Source organism: Zoogloea sp. (assembly GCF_041914405.1).
In the GTDB taxonomy this organism is placed as follows: Bacteria; Pseudomonadota; Gammaproteobacteria; order Burkholderiales; family Rhodocyclaceae; genus Zoogloea.
In genome coordinates this window covers 1-16,061 of record NZ_JAYSDK010000040.1, presented here as the reverse complement: position 1 = coordinate 16,061, position 16,061 = coordinate 1, and the positions used below count along the sequence as shown (strand labels likewise).

Here is a 16,061-nt window from a genome sequence, read left to right as displayed (position 1 = left end):
CTGAAAACCCGGCATTTTACGCACAGCGCACGGTCGGGACCAAAGTTCCCGACCGTCTTGCGGGGATCAGATCGCCGCTTCGTTGGTCTCGCCGGTACGGATGCGCACAACCTGCTCGACGGGCATCACGAAAATCTTGCCATCGCCGATCTTGCCGGTGCGGGCAGCCTTGATGATGGCATCCACGGCCTGGTCGAGCACGTCGGTGGCGACAACCACCTCGATCTTGATCTTCGGCAGGAAGTCCACCACGTATTCGGCGCCACGGTACAGCTCGGTATGGCCCTTCTGGCGACCGAAACCCTTCACCTCGGTGACGGTCAGGCCGGTGATGCCCACTTCGGACAGGGCTTCGCGCACTTCGTCGAGCTTAAAGGGCTTGATGACGGCTTCGATTTTCTTCATCTACGGTCTCCTTGGAACGATCCGGCATTCTAGCCGGAATATCCGGCCCTACACGGGCCGGTCTCTGTCAGGCATCCCGGTATCGGGACGTGATGGGGTAACGCCAGTCCTTGCCGAAGCCGCGCTGGGTCACGCGAATGCCGATCGGCGCCTGACGACGCTTGTATTCGTTGCGCCTCAGCATGGCCACTGCCCGATACACCTCGGCCTCGGCATAGCCGCGGGCAATGATCTCTTGGGGCGAGAGGTCTTCTTCCATGTAACCGGCGATGATCGCGTCCAACACTTCGTAGGGCGGCAGGGAATCCTGATCGCACTGGTCCGGCTTCAGCTCTGCGGAAGGTGGCCGGGTCAGGATGTTGTCGGGGATCACCGGACCGCCCGGCTGCGCGTTGCGCCATGCGCACAGGCGATAGACGAAGGTCTTGTAGATGTCCTTGATGACCGCGAAGCCACCAGCCATGTCGCCGTACAACGTGGCGTAGCCGGTGGCCATTTCGCTCTTGTTACCGGTGGTCAGCACGATGGATCCGGTCTTGTTGGACAGGGCCATCAGGATCATGCCGCGGATCCGCGCCTGCAGGTTCTCCTCGGTGGTATCCGCCGCCAAGCCGGCGAACTGAGGTGCCAGCAGCGTCGCGAAGGTCTGCATCGCCGGTTCGATGGCGATCTCGTCGTAGCGCACGCCGATGCGGCGGATCATCTCGCGGGAGTCGTCGAGGCTCATCTGAGCGGTATAGGGCGACGGCATCATCACCGCGCGGACGCGCTCGGCGCCCAGCGCATCGACCGCGATCGCCAACGTCAGCGCGGAATCGACGCCACCGGACAAGCCGATGATTGCGCCAGGGAAGCCGTTCTTGCCCAGGTAGTCGCGCACGCCGAGGACCAGCGCTTCATACACGTCGGCCTCGACGGGACGCACCGCCGGCACGCCGCCGCCCTGCCAGGCGCCATCGGCAAACTGCAGCAGGTGGAGTTCCTCGGCAAAGACCTTGCCCTGCCAGGCCAGCGTGCCGTCGCGGTCGAGGGCGAAGGAGCCGCCGTCAAAGACCAGCTCGTCCTGCCCGCCGACCAGGTTGCAGTACACCACCGGCAGGCCGGTGTCAGCGATGCGCTCGCGCAGCACTTCATAGCGCAGCGCCTGCTTGTTCATGTGGAAGGGAGACGCGTTGAGAACCAGCAGCACTTCGGCCCCGGCCCCGCGAGCCACGTCGGCGGCACCGGACTCCCACACGTCGGCGCAGATATTGACGCCGACCTTGACGCCCTTCAGATCGAAGACGCAGGCCTCGGTGCCGGCCTCGAAATAGCGCTCCTCGTCGAACACCTCGTAGTTGGGCAGGCGGTGCTTGAAATACGTGGTGACAACGCGGCCGTCCTGGATAACCGCTGCAGCGTTGTAACGCTTGCCATCAGCCAGCGCCGGATAGCCGACCAGCGCGGTGATGCCACGCACCTCGACAGCCAGTTCAGCCAAGGTCTCGGCACAGGCCTCGAGGAAGGCCGGCCGCAGCAGCAGGTCCTCCGCCGGATAGCCGCACAGGGCCAGCTCGGGAGTCAGCACCACATCGGCGCCCGCAGCCTTGGCCCGGGCCACCGCATCCAGGATCCGGCGCGCGTTGCCGGAGAGGTCGCCCACGACACTATTGAGCTGGGCGACAGCGACGGTAAGAGGGGTTTTCATGGGGCGACACTATACCGCGAAGCGCCGCTCACGAAGCCGCCGCCCGCCGCTTCGGTGGCCACGGGCCCGCTCCATGCTTGTATGCTGCCGCCACGCGCTCCGGAGCCCCTCATGCCGACCTTCCGCCTGCATCCAGCCATCACCGAAATCCCCGCCGACCAGTGGGACGCCCTCGCCGGCGATCAACCCAGCCTGTCTCACGCCTTCCTGTCCGCACTGGAAGACAGCGCCTGCGTGACACCCCGTGCCGGCTGGGGGCCACGCCATGCGGCGTTGTGGGAAGGCCAACGGCTGCTCGCTGCAATGCCCTTGTATCTGAAAAGCCATTCCTACGGTGAATACGTGTTCGACTGGGCCTGGGCCGACGCCTACCAGCGCCACGGCCTCGACTACTACCCCAAGTGGCTGGCCGCCGTGCCCTTCACGCCGGTGCCAGGCCGGCGCATCCTCGGCCACGACGAAGCCGCCCGCCGCCTGCTGCTGGCCCTGCTGCTCGACGAGGTACGCGCCTCGGGCGCCTCATCCCTGCATGTGCTGTTCCCCACCGACGAAGAAAGCGCGTGGCTGGCGGAAGCCGGGCTGGAGATCCGCCACGGCGTGCAGTTCCACTGGCGCAACGCCGGCTACCGGGATTTCGATGACTTCCTTGGCCAGCTGGCCCAGCCCAAGCGCAAGAAGATCCGCCAGGAGCGGCGCAAGGTGGTGGACGCCGGCATCGACTTCCGCATCCTGCGCGGCAAGGAGATCGGCGCCGAGGAATGGGCCTTCTTCTACGCCTGCTACCGCCGCACCTACGCCGAACACGCCTCCACGCCCTATCTGAACCTGGCCTTCTTCACCGCCTTCGGGCAGCGCAAGGCCGACGCCTGTGTGCTGATGATCGCCGAACGGGCCGGCACGCCCATTGGGGCGAGCTTCTTCCTGCGCGACGCGGAGGCCCTCTACGGCCGCTACTGGGGCGCCGTCGAGTTCGTGCCCTGCCTGCATTTCGAGGCCTGCTACTACCAGGCCATCGACTACGCGATTCGCGAGGGCCTGGCCCGTTTCGAAGGCGGCGCCCAGGGTGAGCACAAGCTTTCCCGCGGACTGGAGCCGGTGCGCACCACCTCCGCCCACTGGATCGCCGACCCGCGCTTCCGCGACGCGGTGAGCCGCTTCCTGGCCCAAGAACGGGGCGGGGTGGACGCCTATCTGGACGAACTGTCGGAACGTCTGCCCTTCCGCGACCGGGGCTGAGCCCCGGCCGCCGGGATCAGGCTCCGCTCAGGACTCGGCGCGCGCCTTGCGGGCCCGTGGCGCCCGCCCCGCACGCGGCTCCTTGCGCGCCTCGACGGCCGCCTCCAGCTGGCGCTCCACGTCGAAGGCCAGCGCCAGCGTGCCCTCGCGGGCATAGGCCTGATGGTTGCCCTCGATGTCCTTCAGCTTGTAGAGGTAGTTCACCATCAACCCGCAGGACTGGCGCAGCCCCCGCGCCGACACGTCACCCAGCCAGTTGATGCGGCCGAGGCTGGCACCGTTGGAGAAGTGGAAGCGCCCGACCGGGTCGAGGGGGTGCTTGCCGCTCTTCTCCCGAGCGAGGTAGTAAGCGCATTCAGCTTTAAGCCAGGCCTGCAGTGACTCCGACGGCGGCTGGCTACCCGCGATCTCGGCGCTGACGCAGTCGAGCACCGCAGCAACGCCGCTCTTGCCGGTTTCATCAAGCAGCTTGCGGACATCAACCGGAATACGCTCCACGTAAGCCTGCTCGGCCAGGCGCTTGTCGAGCCAGCGGTTGAAGCCCGGCACCGGCGACAAGGTCGCGAAGCTGCGCAGGCGCGGAAACTCCTGCAACAGCTGCTGCACAACCCGCTTGATCAGGAACTCGCCCATGCTCACGCCACGCAGGCCGGCCTGGGCATTGGAGATGGAATAGAAGATCGCGGTGGTCGCCGCTTCCGGGTCGAGGGTCGGCTGGCTCTCGTCGAGCAGGGTCTGCACCTTGTCGGCAATGTCGCGCACCAGCGCCACTTCGACAAAAATCAGCGGCTCGCCCGGCATGCGACCGTGGAAGAAGGCGTAGCAGCGGCGGTCGGAATCCAGCCGGTTGCGCAGATCGCTCCACGACTTGATCTCATGCACCGCCTCGTAGCGGATCAGCTTTTCGAGCAGCGACGCTGGCGACTCCCAGCCGACCCGCTGCAGTTCCAGGAAGCCCGCATCGAACCAATTGACGAACAGACGCAGCAGATCCTGGTCGAGCCCCGGACAGGCATCCACGCCGAGGCGCAGCAGATCTGCACGCAGGTCCACCAGCGCATGCACGCCGTGGGGCAACAGGTTGAACTGGCGCAGGATGCGCAGCCGCGGCGACTCCAGGCTGGCGGCCAGACTCCCCTCGGCGCGGGCCCGCTCGGCGGAACCACCTGCCGTCATGTAGGCCTCGATGGCGCGCCGGACGTCCACTTCCACCGGGCCGTAATCCGCCTCCAGGCGCGCAAGGAAAGCCCGCCGGTCGTCATCGCCGGCCGCCAGGTAGAAGGCCAGCAACTGCCCCATGCGCTCGCGGGCACGGGCCTCTCCATCGTAGTCACCGGCCGCCGCCTGCAACAGCTCGTCGATACGCCGCCAGCTGCGTGCCGGCACGGCCTGGACCCGCGGCACCGGCGCCAACGCCTCTTCCCTGCCCCGCACCAGGCGACGCCACAGCCCCGCCATGGAGGCACCCAGCCCACGGCCGCCTTCCGCCATATTGTTGTCCGGTGATCCCATTGCCCTCTCCTTCCTCGAACGATTCCCTTCACCCGAGCCTTGCCAGCCCACGCCAGTGAGCAAGCCAGTCCGGATATTCCTTTCAAGGATGACCGGCGCCGGCGGCCGTCAGTTCCGTGCCGACGGCATCAGCGGTGCGCCGGGACCGGTTCGCGGATCGGTAGATTGACCAGCGCCGCCAGCAGCGCCAGCACGATGTCGGCGTACCACATCCAGTCGTAACTACCGAAATGCACCAGTGCCAGCCCGCCCAGCCAGGCTCCGAAGAACGCGCCGATCTGGTGGGACAGCAGGGTCAGGCCGAACAGCGTGGCCAGGTAGCGCAGGCCAAACAGCTTGCCGACCAGCCCGGCGGTGGGGGGCACCGTGGCCAGCCAGGTCAGGCCGAGTCCGATGGAGAAGGCGTAGAAGGTCATCGGCGTCTTCGGCGCCAGCAGGTACAGCCCGACCAGCACCGCCCGCGACGCGTACATGACAGTCAGGATCCACTTCATGCGGTAGTGCTGGCCGAGGGCGCCGGCGCCGAGGCTGCCGGCGATGTTGGCGAGGCCGATCAGGGCCAGCGACAGCGCCGACACATTGGCCGGCAGGCCGCACAGGTCCACCGCGCCGGGCAGATGGGTGACCAGGAAGGCGATGTGGAAACCGCAGGTCAGGAAGCCCGCGTGCAGGCACCAGTAACTCCGGTCGCCCAGCGCCACCTTGAGCTGCTGGCGCAGCCCCAGGTCGGGCGCCGACGACGGCGGATGTTCAACCTTGTGACGGAGCGGCCAGGACAGCGGGATCGTCAACAGGCAGATCGCCGCCAGCCCGTATAGGGCCGTGACCCAGCCGAAGCCGGCGATCAGGAACTGGGACAGGGGCGCGAAGACGAACTGCCCGAAGGAGCCGCCGGCGTTGATGAAACCCGACGCAAAGGCGCGCCGCGGCGGCGGCAGGCGCTGGGCCAGCGCGCCGATCAGGATCGAAAAGCTGCCAGCGCCAGCCCCGGCCGACACCAATAGTCCGAGGGTAACGGCCAGGCCGAACTCCGTGCTGACGAAGGGCGTCAGCACCAGCCCGAGGACCAGCATGACGGCTCCAGTGAATAAGGAACTGCCAGGCCCATAACGGTCGGCCAGTGCCCCAAAAACCGGCTGGGAAGCCCCCCACATGAACTGCCCGATCGCCATCGCGAAACTGATCGCAGCGATGCCCATCCCGGTGGAGGTATTGATCGGCGACACGTAGAGGCCGAGGGACAGGCGCACGCCCATCGTGATCATCAGCACCACCGAAGCGGTGAACACCAGAGGCCAGAAAGTGCCGGCAGGCGAGGAAGCGGTGGGGGAATGAGACGTCATGACTGGGGCACGGCCGCGGGCCGGTCTTGATCGGCTGCCGAGCATCCCCCAGACGCCCGCCGCCGGTCAATCAGGATTTACGCGAGCGCAACGTTGCCAGCGCAGCAGGGAAATCATAGGCGGCCACCTCCCGCTCGAAGCGCGACCACAAGCTGCCGAGCACCGACCGTAAGCATTCCGCCGCTTCCCGGGCGACGCGCACCGCCGCCACGTTGTCCTCGGCCAGCAGCCCGTCCAGACGGGTCAGTACCTCCTGAACCGCGTTGGAATCCGCCGCACAGGCTTCAAGCTGTATCTCATCCGGGTCTGGCAAGCCCAGAATAGCCGTGGCGACAGCCGTTTGCGCCGTATCCAGCTCAGTGAGTAGCGCATCGATATCCGCCCCCTCCTCACCGCGCAGCACCGCATCCAGTCGAGACGCAAGGCTCTGCACCGGGCGCATCCCAATCATGCCGGCAACGCCCTTCAGAGAATGCGCCAGGCGCGCCGCTTCGGCCTGGTTGCCTGCCTCCCATTGGGCGCGGATCTTGCCACCGTCGGCAGCATGTCCCTTCGCATACTTGTGCAGCAGACGCAGATAATTGGGGATCCGCCCGCGCAGGTTCTTGAGCCCGTAGGCCACATCCAGCCCGGGTACAGCGTGGAGCGCCAGTTCGACGGCGGCAGGCGAGGCCGGTGCGGGCGGCACTGCGACTTCCGGCGCCACCGGAGCATGCCGACGGGAAGCCGGCAGCCACTGCAGCAGCTTGGCGTAGAGCAGCGCCGGATCGACAGGCTTCGACAGATGGTCGTTCATGCCGGCCTGCAGGCAACGCTCCCGGTCTTCACCGAATGCATTGGCGGTCATCGCCACGATCGGCATCATCAGCCCACGGGCTCGAATTGCCTCTGTCGCCTCGACGCCGTCCATAACCGGCATCTGCATATCCATCAGGATCAGGTCGAAATCCGCAGCAGCAGCCTTGTCCACGGCCTGGGCACCGTTCTCCGCCAGTTCAACCTTCAGACCGACACTCTCAAGCAGGGACTGCGCCACCTCCTGGTTGATACGGCTGTCCTCGACGACGAGGACGCACGCTCCACTGTACTCGCGGGACAACCTCGTTTCGTACTGGTGAGCATCATCGGCCGGTGCCAACGGATGGCTCCTTTCAACCAGGTTGGCAAGCACCCGCTGCAGATTCGACATTAGAACCGGCTTGGCCAGCGTGGCGGCGACACCCGGATGCCCGCCCCGGGCCATGGTGGTCTCTTCCTCCTGGGACAGGACGACACACGCCGGCGCGGACACCAACCCAAGCTCCGCCACCCGCTGGGCAGTTTCGTGACCATCCATGCCGGGCAACAGGGCATCGACCAGCAGCAGGTCCACGGGTCGCCCTGTCTCCTGCGCCAGCCGCAGTTGCTCCAGCGCGACGGCCCCAGAGTCGCAGCATTCGACGCTGGCGCCGAGCATGCCGAGCATGCTGGCCACGGTTGCGCGGGCCTCGGCCAGGTCGTCAACCACCAGCGCACGCAATCCGCTCAAAGACGCGTGCGGCGCAACGTCACGACGCCCCCGCCCGAAACGCGCCGTGAACCAGAAGCGGCTACCCTGCCCCGGCTGGCTGTCCACGCCGGTCGTCCCTCCCATCATGCGGGCAAGGTGACCAACGATTGCCAGCCCCAGACCGGTGCCGCCAAAACGGCGGGTCGTCGATCCGTCGGCCTGTTCAAATGGCTTGAAAATTCGCGCCAGAACGTCCGGCGGAATGCCGATGCCGCTGTCGATGACCTCGAAGCACAGCAGGACCATCTCGTCGCCACTCTCTTCATAGCTCGCCCGCAGCACGATCCGGCCGCTGTCGGTAAACTTGACCGCGTTGCCCAGGTAGTTGACGAGCATCTGCCCGAGTCGGGTGGCGTCGCCAAACAGCAGCGACGGTACTGCGTGGGTGTCCACGACCAGTTCCAAGCCCTTCTGGATGGCTTTGTCGGCAACCAGCGCACAGGCATTGCGCACCACGTCCTCGAGGCTGAACTCGGAGTCATCCAGGCTCAGCTTGCCAGCCTCGATCTTCGAGATGTCGAGGATGTCATTGATGATGGACAGCAGGTGATCGGCCGCATCACCAACCTTCTGCAGGCGCATGCGCGCCTCGTCGTTCTCCGCATTGCGGCGCATCAGGTGCGTCAGGCCGATTATGGCGTTCATCGGCGTGCGGATCTCATGGCTCATGTTGGCCAGGAAGGCGCTCTTGGCCCGGTTGGCCGCGTCGGAAGCCTGGCGCGCAGCCTCGAGCTCGGCGGAACGCTCGGACAATGCGTGGTTGGTTTCTTCGAGCTGATGGGTCCGCTCGGCCACCAGTTGCTCCAGATGATCCCGGTGGCGGGCCAGTTCCTCCTCGACGCGCTTGCGCTCCGTGATGTCTTCCTGGATGCCCAGGTAATGGGTAGTACGGCCATCCGGCTGCACGATCGGCGATATGCGCGCAAACTCGACGCAAATCTCCCCGTTGCGCCGTCGGTTGACGAACTCTCCCTCCCACGGCCGGCCGGCGCGCAGGGTATTCCACAGATCGGCAAAAGTCTCCGGCGGCGTCAGCCCCGACTTGAGGAAGCCGGCGCGCTGGCCGACCACTTCGTCCAGTGTATAGCCCGTTCCCTCGAGAAAAGCCTTGTTCACATACTCAATCCGGCCGTCCAGCCCCACGATGATCACACTGGCCAGGCTCTGCTCCACCGCCAGCGACAGCTTGAGCAAGAGCTCGGCAGCCTTGCGCTTTTCGGTCACGTCGCGCCAGATGCCGGCCAGGTAGCTACGCCCGTTGATCTCCAAGCCGGAGTAACTCAACTCCACGTCGCGCACGCTGCCGTCCGCGCGCTTCTGGCGACTGTCGAACATCACCGGCTCATTGCGTGCCCGGATGTCCTGCACCCGTTTGGCGACCTCCTCCGGCGACAGGTTGACCTGAATGTCGGGCAGGCGGATCGCGGCGAAGGCCTCCCGAGTGTAGCCGAGCCCCTTGCAGGCCGCCTCGTTGAACTCCACGAAACGCAGGGTTTCCACGTCTAGCAGCACGATGCCGTCCACCGCCTGCCCGAAAATCGCGTCGAGCACCTGAAGGGCCCGCAACTGCCGCCCCTGGGCCTCTTCCCGCTGGCGGGTCAGCTGCAATTCCCGGTACTGGAACAGCAGCAGTGCCGCCCCGGCGGTGGCAAACAGCGCGAACCCCATGGCCAGCGCAATCCACCAGATCTGGCGACGAGAGCCTTCATACAATTCATCCTCATCCACCTTGACGATCATGGTCCAGTCAGTGCCCGGCACCTGCCGCCCTACACCGACCACCCGCGCACCGTGGTAATCCACCGCTCCCGCGATGGCCGGCCGGTGCTCGGGATTCCTGGCCACCTGAACACCCAGCACGGCCTGACTGCTGAGCGGCAGGTGCAGACCGAGGGGCGGGATGTCCTGATGGCGCAGGGGGTTGAGGTTCACCAACATGTCGCCATCCTGACGCAGCAGCAGGGTTTCCGCCGTCCGGCTGGGCACCGGCCAGCCCTGCAGGTAGGCGAACAGAAATGCCTGAGGGTCCACTTCGAGGACCACCGCCCACTGCGGCACTCCGGGCCCGCCTTTCAGGGGTGCCACAAAATCCAGCCGGACCTGGGCCTTTTCTTCACTGCCATCCCGATAGAAATTGGTGTCCAGCGCCCGCCCCTCGGCCAGCGCCTTGCGCACCGTCGTCCGCAGCACATCCGGCACCTCGAAGGGCGGACCGGAAGAGACGACCGCCCGGCCATCCGCATCGATGACGGCCACACGGCCGTAACGATAGGCCCGACGCACCATTTCCAAATGCTCGCGCAGACTCTCCCGTGCTTCCGGGTGAGCCCATTGCGCGTACAACAGCCTGAAGCTGGGATCACCCGCCAACGCCAGCGCATCCGCGCGACGCTCGTCGAGCCAGGTTGAGACCTGCCCCAGCTTCAGGTCCGCCACCGCCTCCAGGCGGCGCATCTCCTGCGTTTCGCGATCGTGCATCGTCAGCATCGCACTGCCGACGCCAAGCGCGACCACAACCAGCGCAAACAGCGAGAACGGCAGCAACAGGCGCAACCCCGCACGCTCCTGCTGCAGCCACGCCAGGAGTCCGCGCGGCACGGCAGAATCGGGAGCACTGCCACCGGTAAAACGGCGCAACACCGCCCACAAGGCAGCGGACGTTACGGCGACAAAGACCCAGCCTTTCAGCGTACTGACCAGCAGGACATCATCCGACTGGGCCAGCAGCAGGTTGACCAGGCTGTCGGAGAACAACACCCAACCGGTCGCAAGCAAGGCATAGATGAGCACCACGCGGGCGATGCGGCCGTTCATGCCTCCCCCTCGTCCCGGTAACGGGTCGCAATTTCGGCAAAACGTTCGAACTCAACCAGAAAGGCGTCCACCACGGCGGGGTCGAAATGGCTGGCTCGCGCTGCGCAAATCATGTCGCGGGCGACTTCGAGCGCCATCGCGGCCTTATAAACCCGGCGCGACACCAGCGCATCGAACACGTCAGCCAGCGCCATCAGGCGGGCCGACAGCGGAATCGCCTCACCGGCCAGCCCTTCCGGATAGCCAGAGCCATCCCAGCGCTCATGGTGATAGAGGGCGATCTCCTTGGCGTAAGTCAGGAAGGGCAATGGACGCTCGGAGTCCTCCTCCGCATTGCCGATCGCCTCGCTTCCCAGGCGCGAGTGGGATTTCATGATCGCCCACTCGTCGGCGTCCAGCTTGCCAGCCTTCAGCAGGATGTGGTCGGGAATACCGACCTTACCAATATCGTGCAGCGGCGCCGATTTAACGATCAGATCGATGCGTTCCGGCGTCAAGACAGCCTCATGACGCGGATTTACAGCCAGCCGGCGGGCCAGCACCGCCACATAGGCCTGGGTCCGCCGCACGTGGTTACCGGTTTCCGGGTCGCGGATTTCCGCCAAGCGTGCCAGCGCGCGAATGCTGACATCCTGGATCAGCAAGTTCTCGCTCATCCGCCGGGCGATCTCTGCCTCCAGGAATACGTTCTGGTCGCGCAGGCGATCACGCGCGCGCTTGAGCTCCAGTTGGTTGCGCACCCGCGCTAGCACGATGCTGGGCCGCAGGGGCTTGGTGATGTAATCCACCGCGCCCAGTTCAAGGCCGCGCTCCTCGGCTTCGATGCCAGTCAGCGCAGTCACGAAGATCACCGGGATATCTCGGGTCAGCGGATCGGCTCGCAGTGCGTCGAACACGGCGTAGCCGTCCATGCCGGGCATCATCACATCGAGCAGGATCAGGTCGGGCACTGGATGGCTGCGAGCCACCGCCAGCGCCCGCAGGCCGCTGTGGGCGCCGCGCACGCGATACAGGGGCTGCAGCAGCTCGCCGAGCACCTCGAGGTTCTCGGGCAGGTCATCAACGATCAGCACCGTCGCTCGTTGGGACGGCGGATCGTCAACAAGCTCGGAAGGAGAAGACAGGTACGGCTTCATCGTAGGAATGGATAGCTCTCGAAACCGCCCCATAGGAAGCGCCCGCGCGCTTCCTGCATTTGCGGAACCGGACGATCCGCGGGACCGGCTCATTCTGATTCAGTATTATCTATCGCTTATCGTCTCATCCATGCAGCTTCTTGATCCCGGTCGAGTAGCAATTGTGAAATGTGCCGCAGCCAGGGCCGCAAGCTAAACTTTCTGCCCCTGCCCACGGCCCCATGCCCCCGATGCTCGATCGCGTGTTTCCTTTTCTCTCCTGGCATCGTCAACTGGACGCCGCCGGATTGCGGGCCGATCTGCAGGCCGGCGTCACGGTAGCCCTGGTGGCGATCCCGCAAGCCCTCGCCTACGCCCAGCTGGCAGGCCTGCCACCCTACGTGGGCCTCTACGCATCGCTGCTGCCGAGCATCGTCGGGGCGCTGTTCGGTTCATCCGGTCAGCTCAGCACCGGACCGGTGGCACTAACGAGCCTACTCACGGCCACCTCGCTAGCGCCACTGGCCCTGCCCGGCTCGGAAACCTATCTGGTGCTGGCGGTGCAGCTGGCGCTGCTGGCCGGGCTGCTGCAGCTGGCTTTCGGCGCCCTGCGCCTGGCCCACTTCGCCGATCTGCTGTCCCACCCGGTGCTGCACGGCTTCATCAATGCCTGCTCGCTGCTGATCTGTGTCGCCCAGCTGCCAACCCTGCTTGGACTGCGCAGCGCCGGTCAACGCCCCTTCTTCGAGGCGGTGGTAGACCTGGCGACAGCGCTACCCGATATCCACCTCCACTCTGCCTCGCTCGGCCTCGCCGCCGTCGCGCTGCTGATTGCCCTCAAACGCCTGCTGCCGCGCTGGCCGGGAGTCTTGATCGTGGTCGCCAGCTTCAGCGTGATCGCCTGGCTGACAGGCTTCGAAGACAACGGGGGCCACGCGGTAGGCTTGTTGCCAGAGGAAACGCTCGCCTTCGCCTTGCCGCGCGCGGACTGGGGGCAGGTCACCGACCTGCTGCCGTCGGCCTTCGTACTGGCGCTGGTGAGCTTTCTGGAGGCCATGTCGAGCTGCAAGGTTGCATCGGCCCGCACCGGCCAACGTTGGGACGGTAACCAGGAGCTGATCGGCCAAGGCCTCGCCAAGATCACCGCATCGGTGTGCCAGGCCTATCCGGTAAGCGGCTCCTTCGGCCGCTCGGCTTTCCTTCTCGCCCACGGCGCACGCACCGGCCTGGCCTCGGTGGTCGGCGCACTGATGGTGCTGGCGGCACTGTTCAGCATGCCCGGTCTGATCGCCCATATCCCGCTACCGGTGCTGGCAGCGGTAATCCTCGTGACCCTTGCCGCGCTGCTGTCGCCGGCCCAGCTCAAGGAAGCCTGGCGCGCCAACCGGGACGACGGCCTGGCCGGCACGGTGAGCTTCGTCGCCACGCTGGCCTTCGCACCGCACATCGAGATCGGCATCCTGTCCGGACTGATCCTGTCCCTCGCACTGCTGATCTATCGCAGCATGAAGCCCCGCGTCGCGGTACTCGGCCGCCATCCGGACGGCACCTGGCGTGACGCTGCCCGCTTCGGCCTGCCGCCGGCCCATCCGCAACTGACCATCCTGCGCTTCGACGGCCCGCTGCATTTCGTCAATGCCGCCACCTTCGAAGACGCAGTTCTGGCCGTCGAGCGCGACCATCCTGGCCTCAAGGTGCTGCTGCTTTCCTGCGCCGGCATCAACGACATGGATGCCAGCGGCGTCGAGGCCCTGCGCCGCGTCCACCGCCAGCTGGCCGAAGCAGGCCGCATGCTGGCCTGCTGCGGCCTGAAGAAGCAAGTCATCGACATTCTGGAGCGCACCGGACTGTGGAGCCAACTCGCCGCCCACGCCACTTACCGCACCGAGGACCACGCCGTCACGCACTTACTGCCGGGCCTGGCCGAGGTCACCCCACCTGCCACGATGCGAAGGGGATTCGAATGGTGAGCCCGCTTTGTTGACCTGAGTCGTTGTCGCGCCCCTTGCAGAAGCAGATACTGGTACCCAATCAGGCATTCAAGCTTTCGAGACAGACGACAAGGGAGCGCCTCATGACACCGACCTCGGTACGCGATATCCGTAACCTAAGCCTGCTCGGCCAGTCCGGGAGCGGAAAAACCACCCTGCTCGAAAAGCTGCTGGCCACCGCCGGCGCCATCGGCAGCCCCGGATCGGTCGAGCGCGGCGATACCGTCAGCGACTACGATCCCCAGGAAAAGGCCCTCGGCCATTCCCTCAACAGTGCCGTCGCCCACTTGGAATGGTCAGAACACTGGATCAACGCCATCGACACCCCGGGCCTGCCGGACTTCCTCGGCCGCGCGCTGGCCACGCTGCCAGCAGTGGAAACAGCCGTCGTCGTCATCAACGCTGCCGCCGGCGTCGAGACCGTGACCCGCAAGGTCATGGAAGCCGCCGCCGGCCAGTGCCGAATGATCGTCGTCAATCGCATCGACGCGTCGGGCGTGGATCTTGGTGCATTGATGGAGCGTATTGGCGCCCGCTTCGGCAAGGAATGCCTGCCGATCAACCTGCCGGCATCGGGCGGCGAGGCGGTTATCGACTGCTTCTTCGCACCTGACTACGATGCAGCAACGGCCTTCTCCAGCGTCCGCGAGGCCCACGACCGAATCGTCGACCAGGTCGTCGAGGTGGATGAAGCGCTGATGGCCTTGTATCTCGAACAGGGCGAGTCCCTGCAGCCCGAACAGCTACATGACCCGTTCGAGCAAGCCTTGCGTGAAGGCCACTTGATTCCGGTGTGCTTCACCTCGGCGCGCAGCGGCGCCGGGGTCAAGGAGCTCCTCGACGTGATTGGGCGTCTGCTGCCCGACCCGACCGAAGGCAACCCGCCGCGCTTCCTTAAAGGGGAAGGCCCGGCAGCCGAGTCAGTGGCTATCAGCACCGATGCCAGCAAGCACGTCATCGCCCACGTGTTCCAGGTCAGCAACGACCCCTTCCGCGGCAAGCTCGGTCTGTTCCGTATCCATCAGGGCACCATTACACCGAACACCCAGCTTTTCATCGGAGACACCCGCAAGCCCTTCAAGGTCGGCCACCTGCTGCGGGTTCAGGGCAAGAACCAGGTTGAGATCGAGGTCGGCGTCCCCGGTGACATCTGCGCGGTGGCACGCATCGACGAGATCCACCGGGACGCGGTGCTGCACGACGCCCACGACGAGGACCACTACCACCTAGCCCTGCCGGCCTACCCACAGCCAGTCTTCGGCTTGGCCCTAGCCGCAGAGAAGCACGGTGACGAGCAGAGATTGTCGGAAGCCCTGCACCGCCTCCTCGATGAAGACCCCTGCCTGAATGTCGAGCGCGATCTGCAGGCCAAGGAAACGGTAATCCGCGGCCTCGGCGAGTTGCACCTCAAGTCGCTGCTGGAAACCCTCAAGGCACGCTGGAACCTTAACTTGACCACCAAGCCACCGGCCATTCCCTACCGGGAAACGGTCGCCGGCACGGCTGAAGCCCGCTACCGCCACAAGAAGCAGAGCGGTGGCGCAGGTCAGTTTGGCGAGGTCGCGTTGCGCGTCGAAGCGCTGGAGCGTGGCGCGGGCGTACAGTTCGCCGACGAGGTGAAGGGCGGCACCATTCCCGGCAACTTTATGCCGGCAGTGGAAAAAGGCGTACGCCAAGCCATCACCGAGGGCGTACTGAGCGGCTTTCCGCTACAGGACATCCGCGTGGTGGTCTTCGACGGCAAGCACCACACCGTGGATTCCAACGAGGTTTCCTTCGTCACAGCCGCCCGCCATGCGGTGCAGGAAGCCGTGCAAGGCGCCCGCCCGGTAGTGCTGGAGCCGCTAGTGACCCTCACGGTACGGGTTTCCGACGAGCATTTCGGCGGCATCAGCGCCGAGTTGTCCGGCCGCCGCGGCCGGGTTACCGGCACCGACAGCCCACAACCCGGCTGGACCGAGATCAGCAGCCTGGTCCCGATGGCCGAAATGGAAGGCTTCGAATCCCGCCTCAAGTCCATCAGCGGCGGCGACGGCAGTTGTAGCGTGTCCTTCAGCCACTACGAGCAGGCACCAGCCGAGGTTCAACAGCGCCTCGCCCGTGAGCACGCCGGCAAACGTGGTGGATCACAGTAGATCGGTAAGGTGACAAGACCTGAAACGCCATCATCCGATAGCGCCAGAGATCAACGGGATGCTGCGCGGAAACTTCTCTGTGCAGTATCCCGTAATTGCTCATGACGTAGCCGCTTGAGCTGAGCTACACGAGTCACAAGAGCGCGACCTGCGCCCGTTTTCACTCGACGGATGCTTGAACGCGTGCCGCTATAGCCAGACAACACTACACAGTGAGCACCCGGACCGCGGAAGATTCCATCGCGCCGCAAAGCGCCTGAACCATCTCCTCGCA

Annotated in this window: 9 protein-coding genes; 3 read left to right on the top strand and 6 right to left on the bottom strand. The window is 65.6% G+C overall.

The genetic code is table 11. The features are described 5' to 3' along the window. Positions 1–66: 66 nt before the first annotated feature. Together ACE3RX_RS19835 and ACE3RX_RS19830 are read right to left on the bottom strand one after the other, a co-directional pair. Positions 67–405 (bottom strand): P-II family nitrogen regulator, encoded by a 339-nt coding sequence (locus ACE3RX_RS19835; RefSeq protein WP_079432897.1) that lies wholly within the window; start codon positions 403–405, stop codon positions 67–69. 67 nt (positions 406–472) lie between these two features. Further along, positions 473–2,092, bottom strand: coding sequence for an NAD+ synthase (locus ACE3RX_RS19830; RefSeq protein WP_374486694.1), 1,620 nt, complete (start codon positions 2,090–2,092; stop codon positions 473–475). Between the two features lie 111 nt (positions 2,093–2,203). Here ACE3RX_RS19830 and ACE3RX_RS19825 point away from each other — a divergent pair, with 111 nt between their 5' ends. Then, entirely contained in the window at positions 2,204–3,328 is a 1,125-nt protein-coding gene (locus ACE3RX_RS19825) for a GNAT family N-acetyltransferase (RefSeq protein WP_374486693.1), read from the top strand. A 27-nt stretch (positions 3,329–3,355) separates the two neighbouring features. Here ACE3RX_RS19825 and ACE3RX_RS19820 read toward each other — a convergent pair whose 3' ends face one another. The 4 genes from ACE3RX_RS19820 to ACE3RX_RS19805 form a co-directional block, all read right to left on the bottom strand. Then, positions 3,356–4,840, bottom strand: coding sequence for a malonyl-CoA decarboxylase (locus ACE3RX_RS19820; RefSeq protein ID WP_374486692.1), 1,485 nt, complete (start codon positions 4,838–4,840; stop codon positions 3,356–3,358). A 128-nt stretch (positions 4,841–4,968) separates the two neighbouring features. Continuing rightward, a complete protein-coding gene (locus ACE3RX_RS19815; protein ID WP_374486691.1) occupies positions 4,969–6,183 on the bottom strand; it encodes an MFS transporter in 1,215 nt (404 codons plus the stop codon). A gap of 70 nt (positions 6,184–6,253) precedes the next feature. Next, entirely contained in the window at positions 6,254–10,546 is a 4,293-nt protein-coding gene (locus ACE3RX_RS19810) for a response regulator (protein WP_374486690.1), read from the bottom strand. Then, positions 10,543–11,682: a two-component system response regulator gene (locus ACE3RX_RS19805; RefSeq protein ID WP_374486689.1), complete on the bottom strand. Its 1,140-nt coding sequence runs from the start codon at positions 11,680–11,682 to the stop codon at positions 10,543–10,545. The genes ACE3RX_RS19810 and ACE3RX_RS19805 overlap by 4 nt, the downstream gene beginning before the upstream one ends. Before the next feature lie 230 nt (positions 11,683–11,912). On the opposite strand from ACE3RX_RS19805, the gene ACE3RX_RS19800 reads away from it, so the two are divergent. After that, the gene (locus ACE3RX_RS19800) at positions 11,913–13,631 is read left to right on the top strand and encodes a SulP family inorganic anion transporter (protein WP_374486688.1); all 1,719 of its coding nucleotides are present in this window, start codon (positions 11,913–11,915) and stop codon (positions 13,629–13,631) included. Between the two features lie 104 nt (positions 13,632–13,735). Then, entirely contained in the window at positions 13,736–15,787 is a 2,052-nt protein-coding gene (fusA, locus tag ACE3RX_RS19795; RefSeq protein ID WP_374486687.1) for an elongation factor G, read from the top strand. Positions 15,788–16,061 lie beyond the last annotated feature (274 nt).

Coding starts and splice junctions, on each gene's coding strand:
- ACE3RX_RS19800 (WP_374486688.1), top strand. CDS start 11,913: ATGCTCGATCGCGTGTTTCCTTTTCTCTCCTGGCATCGTCAACTGGAC.
- ACE3RX_RS19835 (WP_079432897.1), bottom strand. CDS start 405: ATGAAGAAAATCGAAGCCGTCATCAAGCCCTTTAAGCTCGACGAAGTG.
- ACE3RX_RS19815 (WP_374486691.1), bottom strand. CDS start 6,183: ATGACGTCTCATTCCCCCACCGCTTCCTCGCCTGCCGGCACTTTCTGG.
- ACE3RX_RS19810 (WP_374486690.1), bottom strand. CDS start 10,546: ATGAACGGCCGCATCGCCCGCGTGGTGCTCATCTATGCCTTGCTTGCG.
- ACE3RX_RS19805 (WP_374486689.1), bottom strand. CDS start 11,682: ATGAAGCCGTACCTGTCTTCTCCTTCCGAGCTTGTTGACGATCCGCCG.
- ACE3RX_RS19825 (WP_374486693.1), top strand. CDS start 2,204: ATGCCGACCTTCCGCCTGCATCCAGCCATCACCGAAATCCCCGCCGAC.
- ACE3RX_RS19820 (WP_374486692.1), bottom strand. CDS start 4,840: ATGGGATCACCGGACAACAATATGGCGGAAGGCGGCCGTGGGCTGGGT.
- ACE3RX_RS19830 (WP_374486694.1), bottom strand. CDS start 2,092: ATGAAAACCCCTCTTACCGTCGCTGTCGCCCAGCTCAATAGTGTCGTG.
- fusA (WP_374486687.1), top strand. CDS start 13,736: ATGACACCGACCTCGGTACGCGATATCCGTAACCTAAGCCTGCTCGGC.